The 16,226-nt window shown below is 68.0% G+C and carries 13 protein-coding genes; 5 read left to right on the top strand and 8 right to left on the bottom strand.

Annotated elements, in window-relative coordinates; all coding sequences use genetic code 11:
- Positions 1-12: 12 nt before the first annotated feature.
- The gene (locus VZL07_RS11005; RefSeq protein WP_426755454.1) at positions 13-1,260 is read right to left on the bottom strand and encodes a sterol desaturase family protein; all 1,248 of its coding nucleotides are present in this window, start codon (positions 1,258-1,260) and stop codon (positions 13-15) included.
- Positions 1,261-1,326: 66 nt separating this feature from the next.
- On the opposite strand from VZL07_RS11005, the gene VZL07_RS11000 reads away from it, so the two are divergent.
- Positions 1,327-1,914, top strand: a complete 588-nt coding sequence (locus VZL07_RS11000; RefSeq protein ID WP_426755453.1) for a Crp/Fnr family transcriptional regulator — start codon at positions 1,327-1,329, stop codon at positions 1,912-1,914.
- 42 nt (positions 1,915-1,956) lie between these two features.
- A complete protein-coding gene (locus VZL07_RS10995; protein ID WP_426755452.1) occupies positions 1,957-3,276 on the top strand; it encodes an MFS transporter in 1,320 nt (439 codons plus the stop codon).
- Between the two features lies 1 nt (position 3,277).
- On the opposite strand, the gene VZL07_RS10990 is transcribed toward VZL07_RS10995, so the two are convergent.
- The 5 genes from VZL07_RS10990 to VZL07_RS10970 form a co-directional block, all read right to left on the bottom strand.
- A complete protein-coding gene (locus VZL07_RS10990) occupies positions 3,278-4,249 on the bottom strand; it encodes an Ig-like domain-containing protein (protein ID WP_426755451.1) in 972 nt (323 codons plus the stop codon).
- A 113-nt stretch (positions 4,250-4,362) separates the two neighbouring features.
- On the bottom strand, positions 4,363-5,064 hold the full coding sequence (locus VZL07_RS10985; RefSeq protein ID WP_426755450.1) for a hypothetical protein: 702 nt from the start codon (positions 5,062-5,064) through the stop codon (positions 4,363-4,365).
- Between the two features lie 115 nt (positions 5,065-5,179).
- On the bottom strand, positions 5,180-5,830 hold the full coding sequence (locus tag VZL07_RS10980) for a hypothetical protein (protein ID WP_426755449.1): 651 nt from the start codon (positions 5,828-5,830) through the stop codon (positions 5,180-5,182).
- A 133-nt stretch (positions 5,831-5,963) separates the two neighbouring features.
- Positions 5,964-6,569 (bottom strand): hypothetical protein, encoded by a 606-nt coding sequence (locus VZL07_RS10975; protein WP_426755448.1) that lies wholly within the window; start codon positions 6,567-6,569, stop codon positions 5,964-5,966.
- A 44-nt stretch (positions 6,570-6,613) separates the two neighbouring features.
- Entirely contained in the window at positions 6,614-7,273 is a 660-nt protein-coding gene (locus VZL07_RS10970; RefSeq protein WP_426755447.1) for a hypothetical protein, read from the bottom strand.
- A 308-nt stretch (positions 7,274-7,581) separates the two neighbouring features.
- On the opposite strand from VZL07_RS10970, the gene VZL07_RS10965 reads away from it, so the two are divergent.
- Positions 7,582-8,445 carry a deoxyribonuclease I gene (locus VZL07_RS10965; protein ID WP_426755446.1) on the top strand — a complete coding sequence of 288 codons (864 nt, stop codon included), beginning with the start codon at positions 7,582-7,584 and terminating at the stop codon, positions 8,443-8,445.
- Positions 8,442-10,163, top strand: coding sequence for a carboxypeptidase regulatory-like domain-containing protein (locus VZL07_RS10960; protein WP_426755445.1), 1,722 nt, complete (start codon positions 8,442-8,444; stop codon positions 10,161-10,163). The genes VZL07_RS10965 and VZL07_RS10960 overlap by 4 nt, the downstream gene beginning before the upstream one ends.
- Positions 10,164-10,646: 483 nt before the next feature.
- Here VZL07_RS10960 and VZL07_RS10955 read toward each other — a convergent pair whose 3' ends face one another.
- Both VZL07_RS10955 and VZL07_RS10950 read right to left on the bottom strand, forming a co-directional pair.
- Positions 10,647-11,615, bottom strand: a complete 969-nt coding sequence (locus tag VZL07_RS10955; protein ID WP_426755444.1) for a hypothetical protein — start codon at positions 11,613-11,615, stop codon at positions 10,647-10,649.
- 148 nt (positions 11,616-11,763) lie between these two features.
- Entirely contained in the window at positions 11,764-12,357 is a 594-nt protein-coding gene (locus VZL07_RS10950; RefSeq protein WP_426755443.1) for a hypothetical protein, read from the bottom strand.
- A gap of 2,095 nt (positions 12,358-14,452) precedes the next feature.
- Here VZL07_RS10950 and VZL07_RS10945 point away from each other — a divergent pair.
- The gene (locus VZL07_RS10945; RefSeq protein ID WP_426755442.1) at positions 14,453-15,514 is read left to right on the top strand and encodes a peptidylprolyl isomerase; all 1,062 of its coding nucleotides are present in this window, start codon (positions 14,453-14,455) and stop codon (positions 15,512-15,514) included.
- The last annotated feature ends 712 nt before the right edge of the window (positions 15,515-16,226 follow it).

Genomic DNA, 16,226 nt, shown 5'->3' with positions numbered 1-16,226 from the left:
CGCCCCACGCGCTCAGCGCGAGCCCTGCGGTACGGGCGCAGCGCCCTGACCCGCGGCGCGCACCACCGCCAGCCAGACGAGGGACACCGCGAGCCATGCCCCGCAGAGCGCGCTCCAGCTCTGCGGCGCGGTGGCCTGAGCGAGCCACCACGTCACCAACCCTCCCATGGCGAGCACCCGCGCGAGCTCCAGCGGCAGGCTCCAGCGCCGCGACTCCAGCATGCCGCTCCACGCGGTGGCCATGGCCCAGAAGAGGAGGCTGAGCACCAGCTTCTGCCAGCCGGACAGCGGCGAGGCATGGTGGCTCACCAGCAGCATGAGCGGCATGGCCGCCAGGAGCTGGAACACGAGGTAGCCGCGGACGCCGGGCAGCTCGGTGGACTGGAACTTCAGCTCCACGCCGTCCTTCTTCCAGCCCGGTGACACGCGGGGCGGCAGGTCCGCGGGCCGCCAGCCGGTGGGCATCACCCAGATGCGCAGCCGGTCCCAGTGGCTCTTCGTGGCCACCGCGTCGTGGATGAGCTTCCCCCACGCCTGGAAGTTGATGACGGTCGGGTCCCAGGTGTTGGGCGGGGAGGTGAGGCCGTAGGAGCAGGCTTCCTTCTCCTCCTCGAAGGTGCCGAACAGCTTGTCCCAGATGATGAGGAAGCCCGCGTAGTTCTTGTCGATGTACACGTCGTTGCGCGCGTGGTGCACGCGGTGGTGCGAGGGCGTGTTGAGCCAGGACTCAATCCAGCGCGGCAGCTTGGGGATGACGCGCGTGTGGGGGATGAACTGGAGCACCAGGTGGAAGGCGACCATGGCCAGCACGGCCTCGGGTGGGAAGCCCACCAGCACCAGTGGCCAGTAGAAGAGGAACGAGAAGAGCCGCTGCGTCACGCTGGCGCGCAGGGCGACCGCGTAGTTGAGCTCCTCGGTGGAGTGGTGGGGCGAGTGCGCGGCCCAGCCGATGTTGGTGCGGTGTCCGAAGCGGTGGAACCAGTAGAAGAGGAAGTCCACACCCAGGAAGAGGGCCACCAGCGCCAGCGGCGAGGTGGCGTCGAGCTTCCAGGGCGCGAACTGCCCGAGCTGGCTGAAGAGCGGGAGCACCAGCAGCGCCACCGCTACGTTGACGCACTGGTTGAGCACCGCCGTCCCCATGCTGGCGATGGAGTCCTGGAAGGCGTAGTACCCGTTGCGCCGGATGACGCAGTAGGCGAATTCCCCCAGCGCCAGGACGATGACGAAGGGCGTGGCCACGGCGTAGACGTTGATGCTCATGCCGCCGGTGTATGGCGCCTGGACGAGGCCCGCCTTAACCTGGGTTAAGCCCCGAGGCGCCTCCGCTTGAGATACCCGAAGCTCTTCGAGCACATCGCCGCGCTGGCCCCGCTGCCCGAAAGCGAGTGGCTCAAGGCCGAAGCGCTGGCGCGGGAGCAGCCGCTGGAGAAGCGAGCGCTCTTCCTGCGGCCCGGAGACCCGGCGGACCGCTTCGGGCTGGTGCTCCAGGGCATCTTCCGCGCGGTGCGCGTGTCGGCGCGGGGCGAGGAGTCCATCAAGGCCTTCCGCGCCGAGGGCGAGCTCATCGGGGCCTACGCGGAGATGTTGCAGCGCCAGCCATCCATGACGGCCATCGAAGCGCTGGAGCCGAGCCGGGTGCTGGTGTTCCATGCCCGGGACCTCGAGACGTTGGAGGCCGGACATGCCTGCTGGGCCCGGCTCGCCCGGCGGGTGGCGGAGTGGCACTACCTCCTGAAGGAGCGCCGGGAGCAGGAGTTCCTCGACCTGTCCGCCGAGGAGCGGCTGGAGCGCTTCTGGCAGGAGCATGCCCACCTGCAAGGGCGGATACCGCAGCGGGACGTCGCCGCCTACCTGGGCATCACCGAGGTGGCCTTGAGCCGCATCGTGTCACGCCGGCGCAAGCGGGCGGAGTGAGCGGCGCGTTCCGGACCGTGGTTTCATCGTGCTCCACACGCCATGTTCGCCACCTCCTCCTCGCAGGACCTTCCGCAGCGGCCGTTGACTCGTGACGATGCCCGGACGCTCGCGCTGGCGGCGCTGGGCGGCGCGTTGGAGTTCTACGACTTCATCATCTTCGTCTTCTTCACCAAGGTCATCGGCGAGCTCTTCTTCCCGCCCGACACGCCGGAGTGGCTGCGGCAGATGCAGGCCTTCGGTCTGTTCGCGGCGGGCTACCTGGTGCGCCCGCTGGGCGGCATCGTGATGGCCCACTTCGGAGACCGCGCGGGTCGCAAACGCATGTTCACGTTGAGCGTGTTCATGATGTCGGTGCCCACGCTGTTGATTGGCCTGCTCCCCACCTACGCCACCGCGGGCCACGTGGCGGCCCTGGCGCTGCTCCTGCTGCGCATGGTGCAGGGCGCGGCGGTGGGCGGTGAGGTCCCTGGGGCCTGGGTGTTCGTCTCGGAGCATGTCCCTTCGCGAAGGGTGGGGTTGGCCTGTGGAATTCTCACCATGGGCCTCACGCTCGGCATCCTGCTGGGCTCGCTGGTGGCGACGGCCGTCAACACGTTGCTGAGCCCCGAGCAGGTCCACGCCATCGGCTGGCGGGTGCCCTTCGTCATCGGAGGCGTATTTGGCTTCCTGGCGGTGTTCCTCCGCCGCTGGCTGGCGGAGACGCCCGTCTTCGAGGAGCTTCGCCGGCGCAAGGCGCTGGTGCGGGAGCTGCCGCTCAAGGCCGTGCTGCGGGGCCACGGCGGCGCCGTGGTGATGTCCATGCTGCTCACGTGGGTGCTCACCGCGGGCGTCGTGGTGGTCATCCTGATGACGCCCACGCTGATGCAAAGCCTCCACCGCTTCACCGCGACACAGGCGCTGGTGGCCAGCAGCGTGGCCACGTTGAGCCTGGCGTTCGGATGCGTCGCGTTCGGGATGCTCGCGGACCGGCTGGGCGTGAGGCAGACCCTGGCCCTGGGCGGCCTGATGATGCTGGCGGCCACGTATGCGCTCTACCTGGGGGTGGCGGTGTCTCCGGGGATGCTGGTGCCGCTGTCCGCCCTGGCGGGCTTCAGCGTGGGCGTGACGGGAGTGGTCCCCACCGGCATGGTGCGCGCCTTCCCGGCGGCGGTGCGCTTCTCGGGGCTCTCCTTCTCGTACAACATGGCCTACGCCCTCTTCGGAGGCATCACCCCACTGGTGGTCACCTTGATGCTGAAGGCGTCTCCTCTGGCGCCCGCGCACTACGTGGCCGCGGTGATTGTCGTGGGTATGGGCTTCGCGTTGCTCCTGCCTCGGTCGGGGCGGGGCGTGGAGCCGCACCCCGCACCCGAGGCCTGACTCAGTAGCGTTCGAAGACGAAGTTGAACGTCTCCTGCTGCGTGGGTCCGAAGGTGAGCCGGAGGAAGCGGTCGCCGCCGGGCGCGGTGAACTTCAGGGTGTGGGTGATGGCGGGCAGGCAGACGGGCCGGGCAGGCTCCAGCGCGGAGGCGATGGCGTCCTCGCCCTCGGTCATGTCGTGCACCGCGACCGGGACGGCGTGGTTGAGGTACAGGACCACGGGCTCGTCCCGGCCCTCGCCGGACACGACTTCCGTATACCCCAGGAAGGACGAGCCGCTGGCGGGGAGCGTCAGCGCATAGAAGGCGTGGGGCGCGTCCGTCGCCGGATAGATGGTGGGGGACGCGCTCGCGGTGACGGGGCGAGGGCTCTCCAGCAGCGAGTGGCCACAGGCGTGCTCCATGGCCGCGTCCCGCCGGCCGGTGGTGAAGTCCAGCCGGCCATCGCCGAGCCCCGCGTGCGTGGCATCCACCGGGCGGCCCTCGCTGCTTCGCAGTCCCTCGAGGTCCAGGGTGTACCGGGTCTCCTCCTCGAGCGGCGGCAGGTCGGCCTCGGGCCGGGGGATGTCGACTGAAAGCGTCAGTCCATCCTCGGACCAGGTGCCCGTCAGCGCGCGGGGAGCATTGGCCGGCGTCGTCTGGTCGATGAGGGTGACCTGCGACGCGGTGGTGTCCATGGGCGTGTCGAAGGTGAGGCTGACGCGCTTGCGCACCGCCATGGTCGCCGTATCGGCCACGAACATCTCCACGGGCACGACGTCCTGCTCGCCCTCGCCAGGCGTGGAGCCGGTGACGATGGGCCCCTGGACCGAGCCGGCATCGGGCTGAGTGCCTGCATCGGGTTCCGTCCCCGCGTCCGGCTGGGTGCCCGCGTCCGGCGTCGGCGAGGGGGGCGTGGGGTCGTCATTGTCGCAGCCGGCCAGGGACAGCAGGGCACAGGTGGCGAGCAGGGTAGCGGTGGTGACGGTTCGCATCGGAGGGCCTTGGCGAGGAAGCAGGAGAGGAGAACCGGGGTGCCCCCTGGTGCGAGCGGGGCACCCCGGTGGAGGGGCTGCGGTGTTGCCCGGTTCACCCGAGGGGTGAAGGGCTAGCAGTTGAAGATGGCGGGGTTGGTGTCGTCGCAGTCGAAGCGCTGGGTGACGTAGCCCGCGGGCGGCTCACACGCGAAGCGGTAGAGCGGGCTGTTGGCGCCGTAGCCGTCACCGTCCGCGTCCCGGTAGTAGCGGCCCCGGTTGTCGAACAGGTACTCGGGGACGACCCCGACGGAGCTGGTGGGCGCGCTGATGTTCAGCTCGTAGGTGTGGCCGACCTGCAGGTCGAACACCCGCGCGTGGTGCAGCGTGCAGCTGCCCGAGGAGATGCCGTCGGTGCTGACCAGCGCGGTCAGCGTGACGTTCGGCGTGACGCTCTTGTCCACCGCGGTGATGGTGACGTTCTGCGTGGCGTAGAACGCGACGGACTCCACGGTGGAGCCCGCCGAGCTCCGCGCCACGGGGACGTAGGTCACCTTGCCCGTCCCGCTGCCGGACAGCGTCACGGTGTAGTGCTTGTGCTGGATGCTGATGTCGGGCGCGCCGGTGACGCCGTTCACGTTCACATTGTCGCCGGGGTTGGACGCGTGGCTGCACGCATGCGTCGTCATGCTCGTGTCGGCCACGCTGGTGCAGGTGGCCTCCAGGGGCTGCTCCTGCTCCGAGGTGAAGTCCTGGCCCGTCTCGTCGAGAGGGCCGCAGGCGGCCAGCGAGAGGCCGAGGAACGCACCGCAGAGAGTCCGCTTCATCCGCTTCATGGTGAGGTTTCCTTTCGTGAGCCGGGCCGAAAGCCGCAAGCACCGGCAGTCGTCACTCATGACGTATATGCAACTTAGTTGCAATAACGCGCGAGGTCGGAACCTCCGGCGCGAGCTACTGCACGTGCTCGATGACCATGTTGAGCTCCGGCAGGGACGTGGGCCCGAGCTGGAGGGTGTACTGGACGCGGTCGGTCAGCTCGTAGCCGACCATGTGCGTGAGGCTGTCGCAGAAGCCTCCGGTGGGGCGGGTGCCGGCCTGGGGCACCGTCGACTCGATGGCCGTCTCGATGAGGGTGACGGGCACCTCCGCGTTGCTCAGGTAGACGACGAAGTTCCCGGTGGCGAAGGACTTGTAGCTGAACGTCCCCACGTACTGACCGTTCTCCGGACGGAGCTTCACCGTGTAGTAGGTGTGGAAGTCATCCACGCGGGGATGGCGGGCCTCGGTGGCGGTGACGGTGACGAAGGGACCGTTCGTCACGTGCCAGCAAGCGTGCTCGCCGTCGTCACCGAAGTCGAAGCCCTCGCTGGGGACGTGGTTCGGGTCCGGCACGCAGGCCAGGCCATCCTCGGCGGCGATGTAGCCCTTGTTGCAGTGGCACCAGTCACCGGTGGGCTCCCGGTGGATGTGGCCATTGGGCTCGCAAGGGTCGCCTTCGGTGGGCGGTCCACCATCGGGGTTGGAATCGTCGCCTCCACCACCACAGGCGACGGTCAGCGTGGCGCATGCGGCCAGCAGGAGGACTCGGAAGGTCGGGCGCATGAGGTGCTTCCTACATGCTTCAGGGATTCAAATGCAACTCAAGTGCATTTGATGTCCTGGTGCGCACAGGAGAAGGCCCACGGTGGGAGGAGGAGGCTCCCGCCGTGGGCCCGGAAAACGCTCCGCCGTCAGGTCAGTGGTGGTGACCGGCCTCCTCGATGATGAGGGTGAACGCGGCGTTGGAGGGGAGGATGGAGCGGAACTCCAGGTAGTACTCGGTGTCGGCCTCGAGGTCGGCGATGTAGGTCGCCTTCAGGCTGGAGCAGACCTCGGTGGGGACGGTGTAGCGGCACTCGCGGGCCACCTCGGTGCCGGTGGCGGCCTCGAAGATGCGCAGGCCGCGGTGACGCGACAGGATGAAGGCGAACTCACCCGAGGCGTCCGGGAGGAACGAGACGCGGCCAGCGTAGTTGTAGGGCGAGCGCTGCGGCAGGCTGACCTGGTAGGCGGTGTGGGCCTGGCTGACGTCCACGAGCACGGGCGCGCCCAGGGCGGCGGCGGTGACGGGCTCGAAGGGGCCGTATTCGGCGTGGTAGCACGCGTGCTCCACGACGTGCTCCAGCTCCTCGGGCTCCTCGCAGGCGGGGAGCATGCTGAACAGGGCGTCCTCGCTGGTCTCCAGCGCGGCGGCCTCGGGAGCCGCGGGGGCTTCCTCCTCGACGGGGGTGCCGCAGCCGGCGAGCAGGACGGCCACGCTGGTGGCGAGCAGGGACTGCTTGAAGGGGAACTCCAGCTTCATGGTGATGACTCCTTGGAGGGGTACTGCGGGGTGAAAGGGAGGGCTCAGGGCGCCGCGGGCGGGAGGACGAGCCACGAGGCCACGACCTCGCCCGACGCGAGGCGCTCGGGTGGGAGCTGCATGTGCGCGGTGTCTTCGCCGAGCCGCAGGTCCGGCGTGCGACGGAAGGACTCCTGAAACGAGTCGGCGTCCGGGAAGGTGATGCGTGCGACACAGCCCGCCTCGAAGCAGCGCGCCGGTTCGGCCGTGACGGGCAGCACGTCGGCTTCCACCTGGGCCCGCCACTGCCCCAGGGCCGCGCGGGCCAGGTCCGTCCACGGGGCCTGGCTCTCGCCGGAGGCCGTCAGCTCCGCCAGCACGGCTTCGCGGCGGGCGTCGGGGCTGGGGTGCGCGCCGCGCAGCGCGTTCGCCAGGCGGAGGCGCTGGAGGGGAGGCGTGCGCCGGGAACGGGTGGGACGTTCCCGAGCGGGCTCCTCGGTGGGCAGCGCCTTCGGCGGCGTCTGGGGCGTGGTGACCGCCTGACGCCTGGGACGAGGCGTTGGCTCGGCGGGTAACGCCGGCGGCAGCGGCGGCTGGACGACACGCGCGGCGAGGGGCTCGGGCTCGAGGAGGGGCGCGCGCTCCAGGGGCCGACGAAGCCAGAGCGCCAGGGCGCAGGCCAGCACCAGCCCTCCGAATCCAATGCTCCAGACGAGACGGTTCACGATGACGCGCCCTCCTTCGCGGTTGGGCAGAGCTCCGCCGTCCCCGCCAGGTCCCCATTCCGGGAACGCCCGCGATAATCTGCCATCTTGATTCAAATGCAATCAAGTTGCGTTTGTTGTGCGTGTCGCGGTTCGACCCGGACGAGGCGAATCCCGCCGCCTCGTGGGTCTCTATTGACTCTGTATTTCTTGTGTTTCAGGAAAGTTCGTTGCCCGTCGCGGAGCTCATCCACTAGGACACTTGCGCGCGCTGCGTTCGCGCGTGCGGCCGCGCCGCATGGCCGCCTCTCTCACGGCGAGGTCACTCGATGGGATTGTCGTCCTGCTGGTTGCGCGCGGTGGTGCTGGTCGTCCTGGCTGTTCCCACGCTGGCTCAGGCGGGCTCGTATCTCCGCGTGGTGAGCTGGAACCTGCGCCACGAGGGGTGGACCGCGGAGCAGACGTACCGCGAGGACGCGGAGCAGATCTGGCGGCAGTACGGGGCGAACAGCAACTCCAACAACGGCTGTGACCTGGTGTTCCTGCAGGAGGTGATGAACGCCAACGTGGTGCCGGCCATCGTGGCGGAGCTCAACGCCGTCTCCGGCGTGAGGTGGAACTACGCGCAGACGCCGCTCATCGGGCGCTCGTCGTACAAGGAAATCTACGCGGTGCTGTACCGGACGGACACGGTGTCGCTGCTGTCGTCCAGCGTGTACTCGGACACGGGAGACGTGTTCGAGCGCGAGCCGCAGGTCGTCCGGGTCCGGCACACGCCCACGGGCGCGGACTACACGTTCCTCAACTGGCACACCGTCTGGGGCAACCTTCCCGACCGCGACGCGGAGGTGAAGCGCTTCGCAGCGGTGTTCAAGTCGGTGCAGGACGCCAGCAGCACCGACCAGGACGCCATCCTGGTGGGGGACCACAACATGTCGTGTGCCTCGGCATCCTGGTCGAACCTGGTGTCGCTGTCCCCAACGGTGGCGTGCAAGCTGGACGTGGCCACCACCATCAACCTCAGTGGCGGCTACGTGAATGCGTATGACCACTTCTGGATGCAGCCGACCTACGTGACGGAGTTCTCGTCGGCGGGCCGCGACTACATCGCGAACACGCGGGACTTCGTCACCCGGCTGTCGGACCACGCGCCCATCTACCTGACCCTGTATTCCAACAGCGACACGGATTGAGGCCCACGGGACAGCGCGCGCGGTGGCCATGGGCCGCCGCGCTGATGTTGCTGCTGGCCGGGCTGGTGGCGTGGTGGCTGTGGCCCGTGCCCGCTGGCGTGCCCGGCGCTTTGCCTGCGCCCGTCGTACGCGCCGAGGGCACGGTGCCTGCGCGAGTGGCGCCTCCTCCCGAGCCTACGAAGCTGGAGGGCTTGCAGTTGCGCGTGGTGCTCGAGGGGGGGCAACCGTTCCTGGGCGAGGCGCGCGTGGGCGCGGCCTTCATCTCCGAGAGGGACCGGCACCTCTGGGAGGAATCGAAGCGCGTGGGAGGTGAGGGCGCTGGGCCCGGGCGGCTGGAGGACCTGGCCAACGTCTCGGAGTGGCGGTCAGTGGACGTGACGCCCTCCGCGACGGGAGGAGTGCTGGGGCCGATACCCGTGCCCCCGGCGCCCCGGTATCAGGTCGTGGCTTGGGCGCCGGATGGCACCTTCTGGTGGGGAGACATCGCGCCGGACGACGTGCCCATCGCGGGTCTCCTGGATGGGGGCGTGTTGTTCGCGCGACGGCCCACTGGTGTGCGCGTGACTCTGGCGGGGGCTCGGCCCGAGCATGGCCCATTCTCCGTGCGGATGGAGCGCGCTGCTTCGTTGGATCCACGAGACGCCGAGCACGCGAGCGAGCTGCTGCCAGTGGTGCGGCACGTGGCGCCGGCCATCGCCTCGGCGCTGGCGGACGGGACGCCGTTGCCGCTGCCTGTGGGCGAGCCGCTCTCGCTGCTGCCGCTGCCCTCGGACCCGCAGGTGCGATTGTGGCTGCGGAGCGCGGCGGGGCAGGAGGGCGGTCCGGTGGAGGTGCCGCTTCGCGATGGCCGCGTGGAGTCGGTGGTGCTCGATGTGGACCGACTCTTTCCCGGCGGCGTGGGTGGAGCGGTGACGCTGCGCGGGCGGCTTGTGCTGGAGGGGACCTCCGCGCCGCCGGAGGGCGTGACCTTGCTGGGACCGGATGGCCGGGTGCTAGCGCTCGCGCAGGATGGAAGCTTCGTAGCGCCGGGACTGCCGTCGTGGGCACCGTCCCAGTTCATTGCCGAAGTGGTGGCACCCGCTTCTGGCCGGCCGGTGGCGGCGGCGCGGCAGACATTCGACTTCATGCCCGAGCCCGGCGTGGCCGAGGCCCAGGTGTCATGGCGCGTGACGGCGTACCGATGGCTGGTCCTCCGCGTGGATGGCTTCCTGCGCGGGCAACTGGGGGCGGGGACGCGAAGGCCCTATCCGGTGTTCGTGCTCCAGCGCTGGAGCGATGGTGACGTATGGCGGACGCACGCCGCGGATGCCTTCCTTCAGGAGGAGGGCGGGGTGGCGGTGTCTCTCCTGGCGCCCGGGAGGTATCGCGTGCTGGTGGCTCTTTCAGCTCACGAGCACTACGTCAGCACCGTCGCGGAGGTAGGGGAGGACGGCGCGGAGCACGCTGTCTCTGTTCAGGTAGACACGGCGGGGCCGGCCTGTGAGGTGCTCGTCACGGCCGCAGGTGCCCCTGTGTACGGCGCGCGCGTCATCGCTGGGAGCGAGGTGGTCTCCCTGCCGCCCGCGCGCGGGCTCACGGACGCGGAAGGCCGATGGCGGCTGGGGAGGGTTCGGAGCCAGTCGCTGCATGTCGAAGTCGAGGCAGCCGGCCACACGTCATGGTCCGGTGAGGCTGCGGAGTCTTGTCGGCGCTCAGGCGTAGTGCACGTGCAGCTCTGATGTCGCTGCCATGCAACCCAGGCAACCTGCACTGCCGCTGAGAGCAGGTGAAACGAGTCAATACCCTCTCAGTCGGTCACCACGTCGATGCGCTCCCAAGAGCGGGCATCAAACGCCGGAGGATGTCCCTTTCTCGCGAGCGATGGAATGTGAAGGTAGTCCGGCTCGGTCGTCAGCCCCTGGTGCTCGGCCATGTAAACCAAGCTGAGTCCCTCGACGCAAAAGCGTCCCTCCGTGACGAGGGCCTCGGGCCCCACACTTCTGCGTGCGCCAAGAAGAAGGCGAAAGCGCGACCACTCTGGTGCAGGTGGAAGCGGAACGCGTCGGGCGAGCCAGCCAGGAAGAGCTTCCCGATACCCGCGATGCGGAAGTTCGAGCAGAACTCGAGAGCCTTGCGCTGGGGAGTGCCAGCGCGGATGCGTGGCAGGAGCTCCAGGTTGTCCTCGAGCGCATTCTGGACTTAGACGGGCAGATAGACAGCGCTCATGCGTTGCACCTCCGAAGTGACACGCAGCCCACCTCACCGTGCTCGGAGCTCGAAATCACGAGCGAGCAATCCTGCCGGCCATGGCCCCGGGAGAGGTCGTGCGCGGCCAGGCATACGCCCAGCGCGCCACTGGCCGCCCCTACGTCTCCCACGTAGGTGCCGGGCAGGTGCAATTGAACCGCACCGAGCCGCGTGTCGAGGTGAACGCGCACGCAACCCCACTCGTGAGCCCGCCACTGCTCTCCATTGAGGTCGGAGTAGATATCCCCCGCGAAGGGAGACGGCAGGCCCGATAGGACTTCCTGGATGCACGCGGTGAGCCCGCGGCCCATGTTCTGCCGCCCTGAGCCGAAGTGGTCGGGCTCCCGGCCCGTCGCAATCGTGTCGATGAGGATGGCGGGCGCTACGCCCCGGCGACGCGCGCTTGCTTGCGACTCCACCAGCAGGCACATGCCGGCCTCCCCGGGCATCAACCCGACCGGATGGTCCTCGGTCTTCAGCCGGCGGTGACTGGCGAGCTGCTGGAGAAGGACCTCGTCGATGTACGAATCCACCGCGATCAGGAGCACGCGCTCCAGGCCTCGTGAGGCCATCCATTGCAGGCCATGCTGGAGGCCTGCGGCGGTGCCTGCATGCCCGATGGCGATGAGCTCCACGTTCGGTTCGGCGATGGCCAGTCCGAGCGAGCGATGAAGCGGCTGGAGGTAGCTCTCGCGAATCTGCTCCAGCGCTCCGCCCTGCTCCGACAGGAAGACCTCGTCGTCCGCAGGGGGTGTCACGACAATGAGCCCCGTCTTCCGCCAGAAGGAAGTGGGCATGCCCGACATTCCAGGATGAGAGAGCCCGTCCTCCACGGCGCCTTGCGCCAGCCGCAACCACCGGCCGATGAGCTGGAAGCCATCCGTGTAGCCCCGGATGGGGTGGCCCGACACTGGGATGTCTTCCTGCGATTCCTCTTCCACCACCCGGAACTCCCGAAGCTTCCGGGGCCGCGAAATGCCGGCGCGAATCGCCGCGCAGGCGGCATCCACGGAGTGCCCGACGCTCGTTACCGCACCGGTCGCTATCAGCAACGGACCCAAGGGACCTCTCTCGGAAAGAACGCCTCCGCCATCAGGCGGTCATCAGGCTGTCGAAACCACGGGGAATCGAATCCAGGCGCAGCGCCGCCGAGCCCTGGAGTTGCCGTAACTGGAGGGCCGCTCGCGCCGAGGTCGCCACCTGGATGGCCCCCCGGGTGCGGATGGCCAGCTCCAGCGCCCAGACCGGGCTCAGGCACGTGGGGGCCCGCGTCAACTCAGAGACCACGACTACGGGGCTCCAGGGCACACCCCGGACGAAGCGCCCCCGCTCGTCGAAGCATGTCTTTGCCTCCTGCCACCAGTCCCACACCGAGGCCGCCCGCACCCGACCCGGCGGTGACGAAATCTGCCATGCGCCCGTTGCTCCCGTGTCTTCAGTGTCGTCGGTGCCCTCTCCCGCTGATGAAGGGGCCTCGTCGCCCGAGTCTTCCCTGAGCAGGTGCTCCGTGAGATTGAGTCCGGTGATGATGGCGAGCGATTTGGCCGCCAACCGGGAGACTTCTTCCTCCCGCTGCAGCACGTCCACCAGCGCTTCCGCCGCGGCCTTTTGCCCGCTGAAGCCCAGGGCCCAAAGCACGTCCTTACGGAGTCGCCACTCCTCCGTTGCGTGTAGAAGCAGTTTCACGTCCGCGGGCTCCCCGCTGAGCGCAAGTGCCAGTCTCGCCAGGCGGCCATCCTCGCCAGGCTCCCGCACCAGCCGCCGGCACGCATGCCACGCTTCGCGCAGCCCCAGGATGAGGCCCGTCTCCAGGGCCGCGCATCGCACAGTGCTCTCGGCATGTGACAGCCCCTGCCGCACGAGTCTCTCTGCGACGGGTCGCGCAGTGAAGCGCGCTGAGCGCAGTGAGGCCACCCACAAGGCCGTCTCGCCGTCGGCTCGAAGCGTCCGTGGGAGCGCTGAGCCCGCCTGGTTCGACGACTACAACCGCTGCCACCCGCACCAGGGCCTCAAGATGAAGTCACCCCGCGAGTTCCGTACTGCTAACTCCCAACCTTGAGCTGTCCGATTTGACGGGGGCAACTCCAGGCCCCTCTCCGAATCTCACCCCGGCAGTGCAGGAGATGAAGCGTAGCGGCTGAACCCTCTCACGCGACAACTACCTTGTGTGCGCCAGGCCAAGCCTGGGTGAGGAGGACGTGATGGCTTAGCAGGAACCGAAACCTCACATGGAGCCCAGCAGGTGAAATCCCTGCCCGGCAAAGGTTGGCCACCAGCGGGAAGCGAGTCTTGCGTGGCGCCGGGGTAACCCGGACTGCGAAGCGTAGACAGCGAGCGTGCGGGCCGCGTCATTGAGCCTCGAAAGAGTTGGTCTCGTGAGGGCCGACGTCGTTCAAGAGACGGAAGGCTGCACTGGGAGCGCCGCGAGGATGGCCAGGCACTCTCAGCCTCACCGGGGTCGCCAGAGCGGGGCACGTACGCATGAGGGCTCCCCAGGAACCTGAGAGGCTCTGTCTCTTCCACCTCTACGACACGGTTGGGGAACCCGTCAGAACAACCCCGGCCTCCGGGCGATGCGTCCGCCTCCCGGAGGAGCGAATGACGGACGAGGGTGGTACCGCGAGGGCGAAGGAGACGAAGCCGATAGCGGGAGGAGCGGCAGGGCGTCGGAGTGCTCCGTAGTACCGCAGAGGCAGGGGAACGGCTGCTGCCCGGGGTTGGACCCTGCGAAGGGAAGGGAGCACCGGAACATGGACCCGAAGGAGGGAAAGATGGCGGGAACACCGAGTCCCATTCCCATCTCAACGCGACTTCAACGGATAGCAACGCTGGCGAGATCAGCGGAAACACGCGGAGCCTCACTCGCTTTCTGTACTGGGTAGCGCAAGCATGGCGCAAGTGGCTGGGACGCCGCTCGCAGCGCGCCACGCTGTCATGGGAGGGATTCGCGCGGCTGCTGCATCGCTACCCGTTGCCGCCCGTGCGCATCCTCCACCGCTACCGCACGCTCGCTGCAAAACCATGAACTGAAGAGCCGGATGCGGTAGTCCCGCACGTCCGGATCTGTGGGGGGCCAGGGAGGGTGATCTCCCTGGTCTACCCGACCGCTCACCGAGACTCATCGCTTCACGTGTCTGGGGTGACTTCTCTGCCTGGAAGAATTCTCCGTTAGAGACGGGGTCCAGCTTGATGGGAAGTCTCGGACCGGCCTCCGTCTTCCGGGGGCCGGTCCGCTCGCGTTGGGATGCCATTGCCTTTGCCCCTCCTCCGGCCATGGATGGCCGCCTCCGGGCACGTGATTTCCAGCGGCCCCGCCCCCGAGCCGAACGGGCTAGGCGTCTGTCTATTCCCGGCGCTGGAGTGAGGGAGGGCGGAGTGCCCGTGGGTTGCTCACCGTGGCCCATGCGCCCGCCAAGAAGGGCCACTGCCAGGGGCGCCAAGGGCTTGGCGCCGGGCCGCTGGTGGCGCTGGAACAGCCGGCTCGGGCTCTCCTCGACTCCCGATACCGGGATGCGCACTTGGCTGTACCGCTCGAGCACGTCGATGCCGATGAACTCCATGGACCAATCCCCCTCCACCTCGGCGGTCTTGTTCGCGCCGCGGCAATCCAAAGCTCGGTGGGCCTCCCGTCATATCCGCGGCTTGCCGCCCGCTTCGATTCCACTCTGCGTCACATGGGCACGGTGGCCTCGGGATATGAACTCCTCACATGTCTCGTCCTTTCCGGGAGGGTTCTCATGACCCATAGACAGTTCACGGGTTAATTGTTAGTCTGGACCATGTGCGGAATAGCTTTGAATCCTTGATTCGAGTCACTGCGCGGTGGCTGCGGAGCGCACTCTTCCCTCTGGTTCTGCTGGCCACGGGCGCTGACGCAGGGGGGAGTCCACCCGCCCTCTTGCCGGGGAACGTGGACGGCCCGGAGACCGGGACAATTGCCACCGTGAACGGTGAGGAGATCTCGCTGTCGCGGTTCAATGCGCTGTGGGCGGCGAGCCGCAAGAACCTCGTCCTGGTTGATGGGCGTGTTCCCGAGCCCATTGCGCAAGCCCAGAAGGCGCAGATCGCCGAGCAGCTCATCGAGGAATTGCTGATCGAGCGTGCCGCGGAGCAGGAGCAACTCGTCGTCGAGGAGCGCGAAGTGGACGAGGCCCTCGACGTCATGCGGCGGCGCTTTCCCAGTCCCGAGGCGTTCAACGAGCACGTGGCCACCCGATCACGCGGCTTGGCCGAACTTCGCCAGCAGTGGCGCGTGGAGCGGTTGCTTGAGCGGCTGATGGAGCGCCGGGCCACCAAGGCACTTCCGGAGGAGGTGCTCCGGCAGACCTACGAGCGCCACGAGTCGCACTTCCGCGCGCCCGGCTTCCTCGTCGTCGAGGAGTTGTTGCTGCGGGTGACGCCCACGATGCCGGACGAGGAGAGCCAGGCGATGCGGGTCCGGGCCCAGTACCTTCGTGAGCAGGCGTTGGTTCCCGGCGTGGAATTCGCCGCCTTGCAGAGGACGTCCTCCGAGGCTCACCGGCCTCCGGGGCCTGGAACCACCCGGCTGACGGCCACCAGCGCCCCGGGCGAGGTGTGGTCCGCGCTCGTCGACCTTGAGCCCCAGAGCGTCTCTCCCGTTGTCCAGACGCAGCAGGGCTTCCACGTCTTCAAGCTCGTGGAGAGAGGCCCCGTCGTGCGCCAGTCCTTCGAGGTGATGAAGGGACGCGTGGCGGCGGAGCTGGAGCAGATGCTGCGGGGCGCATCGCGCATGGAGTTCCAGAAGGAGCTTCGCGCGCGCTCTCTCATCAAGAACGAGCTCGCAGAGCGTCTGAGCAAGCGCCTCGGAGTGCCCGCCCGCTAGCCTCTTGCGGCTCTTCGACTCCCTCCAGCGCTGTCTTCACTGGCCGGGCTCCCCTGCCTGAAGTCTTTCGTCCGTCATCGACGTGCCATGCTTGGAATCCAACAGTGAAGAACATCGCCTCGCTGCTCATTGTCTATCTGACTGTCAGTGCTTCCGAGCAACCGGTCCTCCCCGGCTCCAGCACGCGAGTGGAAAGAACCCGGGACGTGGATTGGGCTTTCCGCCTTGAGCTTGGCGATGGCGCAGCCAGGGAGCCCAGCGTTCCAGCCGCAACCTACACTGACTCAGCTCAAGTCAAGGTGCGCTATGTTAACCGCTTTCAGTACCCCTTGGGTTGGACACCAGTTAGGGCTGTCTGCACTCGCAGGGCTCTGACCAATCCGCCCTCGGGCGTCGTGATTTCGCCGTATAGCTATGATCCTCCGGCGACCCCCCAGATCTACACGATGGACTACTGTCCTTTCTATGACTCGGACGGCGACGGGAGGATTGATTTCACCAGCTACCTAGAAGCGAAATCGTTGAAGGATCTCGGAACAATCTGGACTCAATGCGTTGTCGATGTGGTCCGCACCTCCGAAGTGGGCGACGACTGCTTTGCTGACCCGGCGGGACAATGCGGAATCGTCTGTGCGTCTCCCGAAGGCCGGGAGGTCCTTGACTTATTCGACACCATCTACAACCTGCCGCCTACGGCCAGCCCCTCCGCGAG

The organism is Pseudomyxococcus flavus, assembly GCF_050038885.1.
Lineage (GTDB): Bacteria > Myxococcota > Myxococcia > Myxococcales > Myxococcaceae > Myxococcus > Myxococcus flavus.
Note: the sequence above shows the minus strand (reverse complement) of the source record. Positions and strands in the feature narration are given on the sequence as shown.

Bases quoted from the DNA above. Each gene is read 5' to 3' on its own strand.
- VZL07_RS11005 (WP_426755454.1), bottom strand. From the start codon at position 1,260: ATGAGCATCAACGTCTACGCCGTGGCCACGCCCTTCGTCATCGTCCTG.
- VZL07_RS10965 (WP_426755446.1), top strand. From the start codon at position 7,582: ATGGGATTGTCGTCCTGCTGGTTGCGCGCGGTGGTGCTGGTCGTCCTG.
- VZL07_RS10985 (WP_426755450.1), bottom strand. From the start codon at position 5,064: ATGAAGCGGATGAAGCGGACTCTCTGCGGTGCGTTCCTCGGCCTCTCG.
- VZL07_RS10995 (WP_426755452.1), top strand. From the start codon at position 1,957: ATGTTCGCCACCTCCTCCTCGCAGGACCTTCCGCAGCGGCCGTTGACT.
- VZL07_RS10990 (WP_426755451.1), bottom strand. From the start codon at position 4,249: ATGCGAACCGTCACCACCGCTACCCTGCTCGCCACCTGTGCCCTGCTG.
- VZL07_RS10980 (WP_426755449.1), bottom strand. From the start codon at position 5,830: ATGCGCCCGACCTTCCGAGTCCTCCTGCTGGCCGCATGCGCCACGCTG.
- VZL07_RS10975 (WP_426755448.1), bottom strand. From the start codon at position 6,569: ATGAAGCTGGAGTTCCCCTTCAAGCAGTCCCTGCTCGCCACCAGCGTG.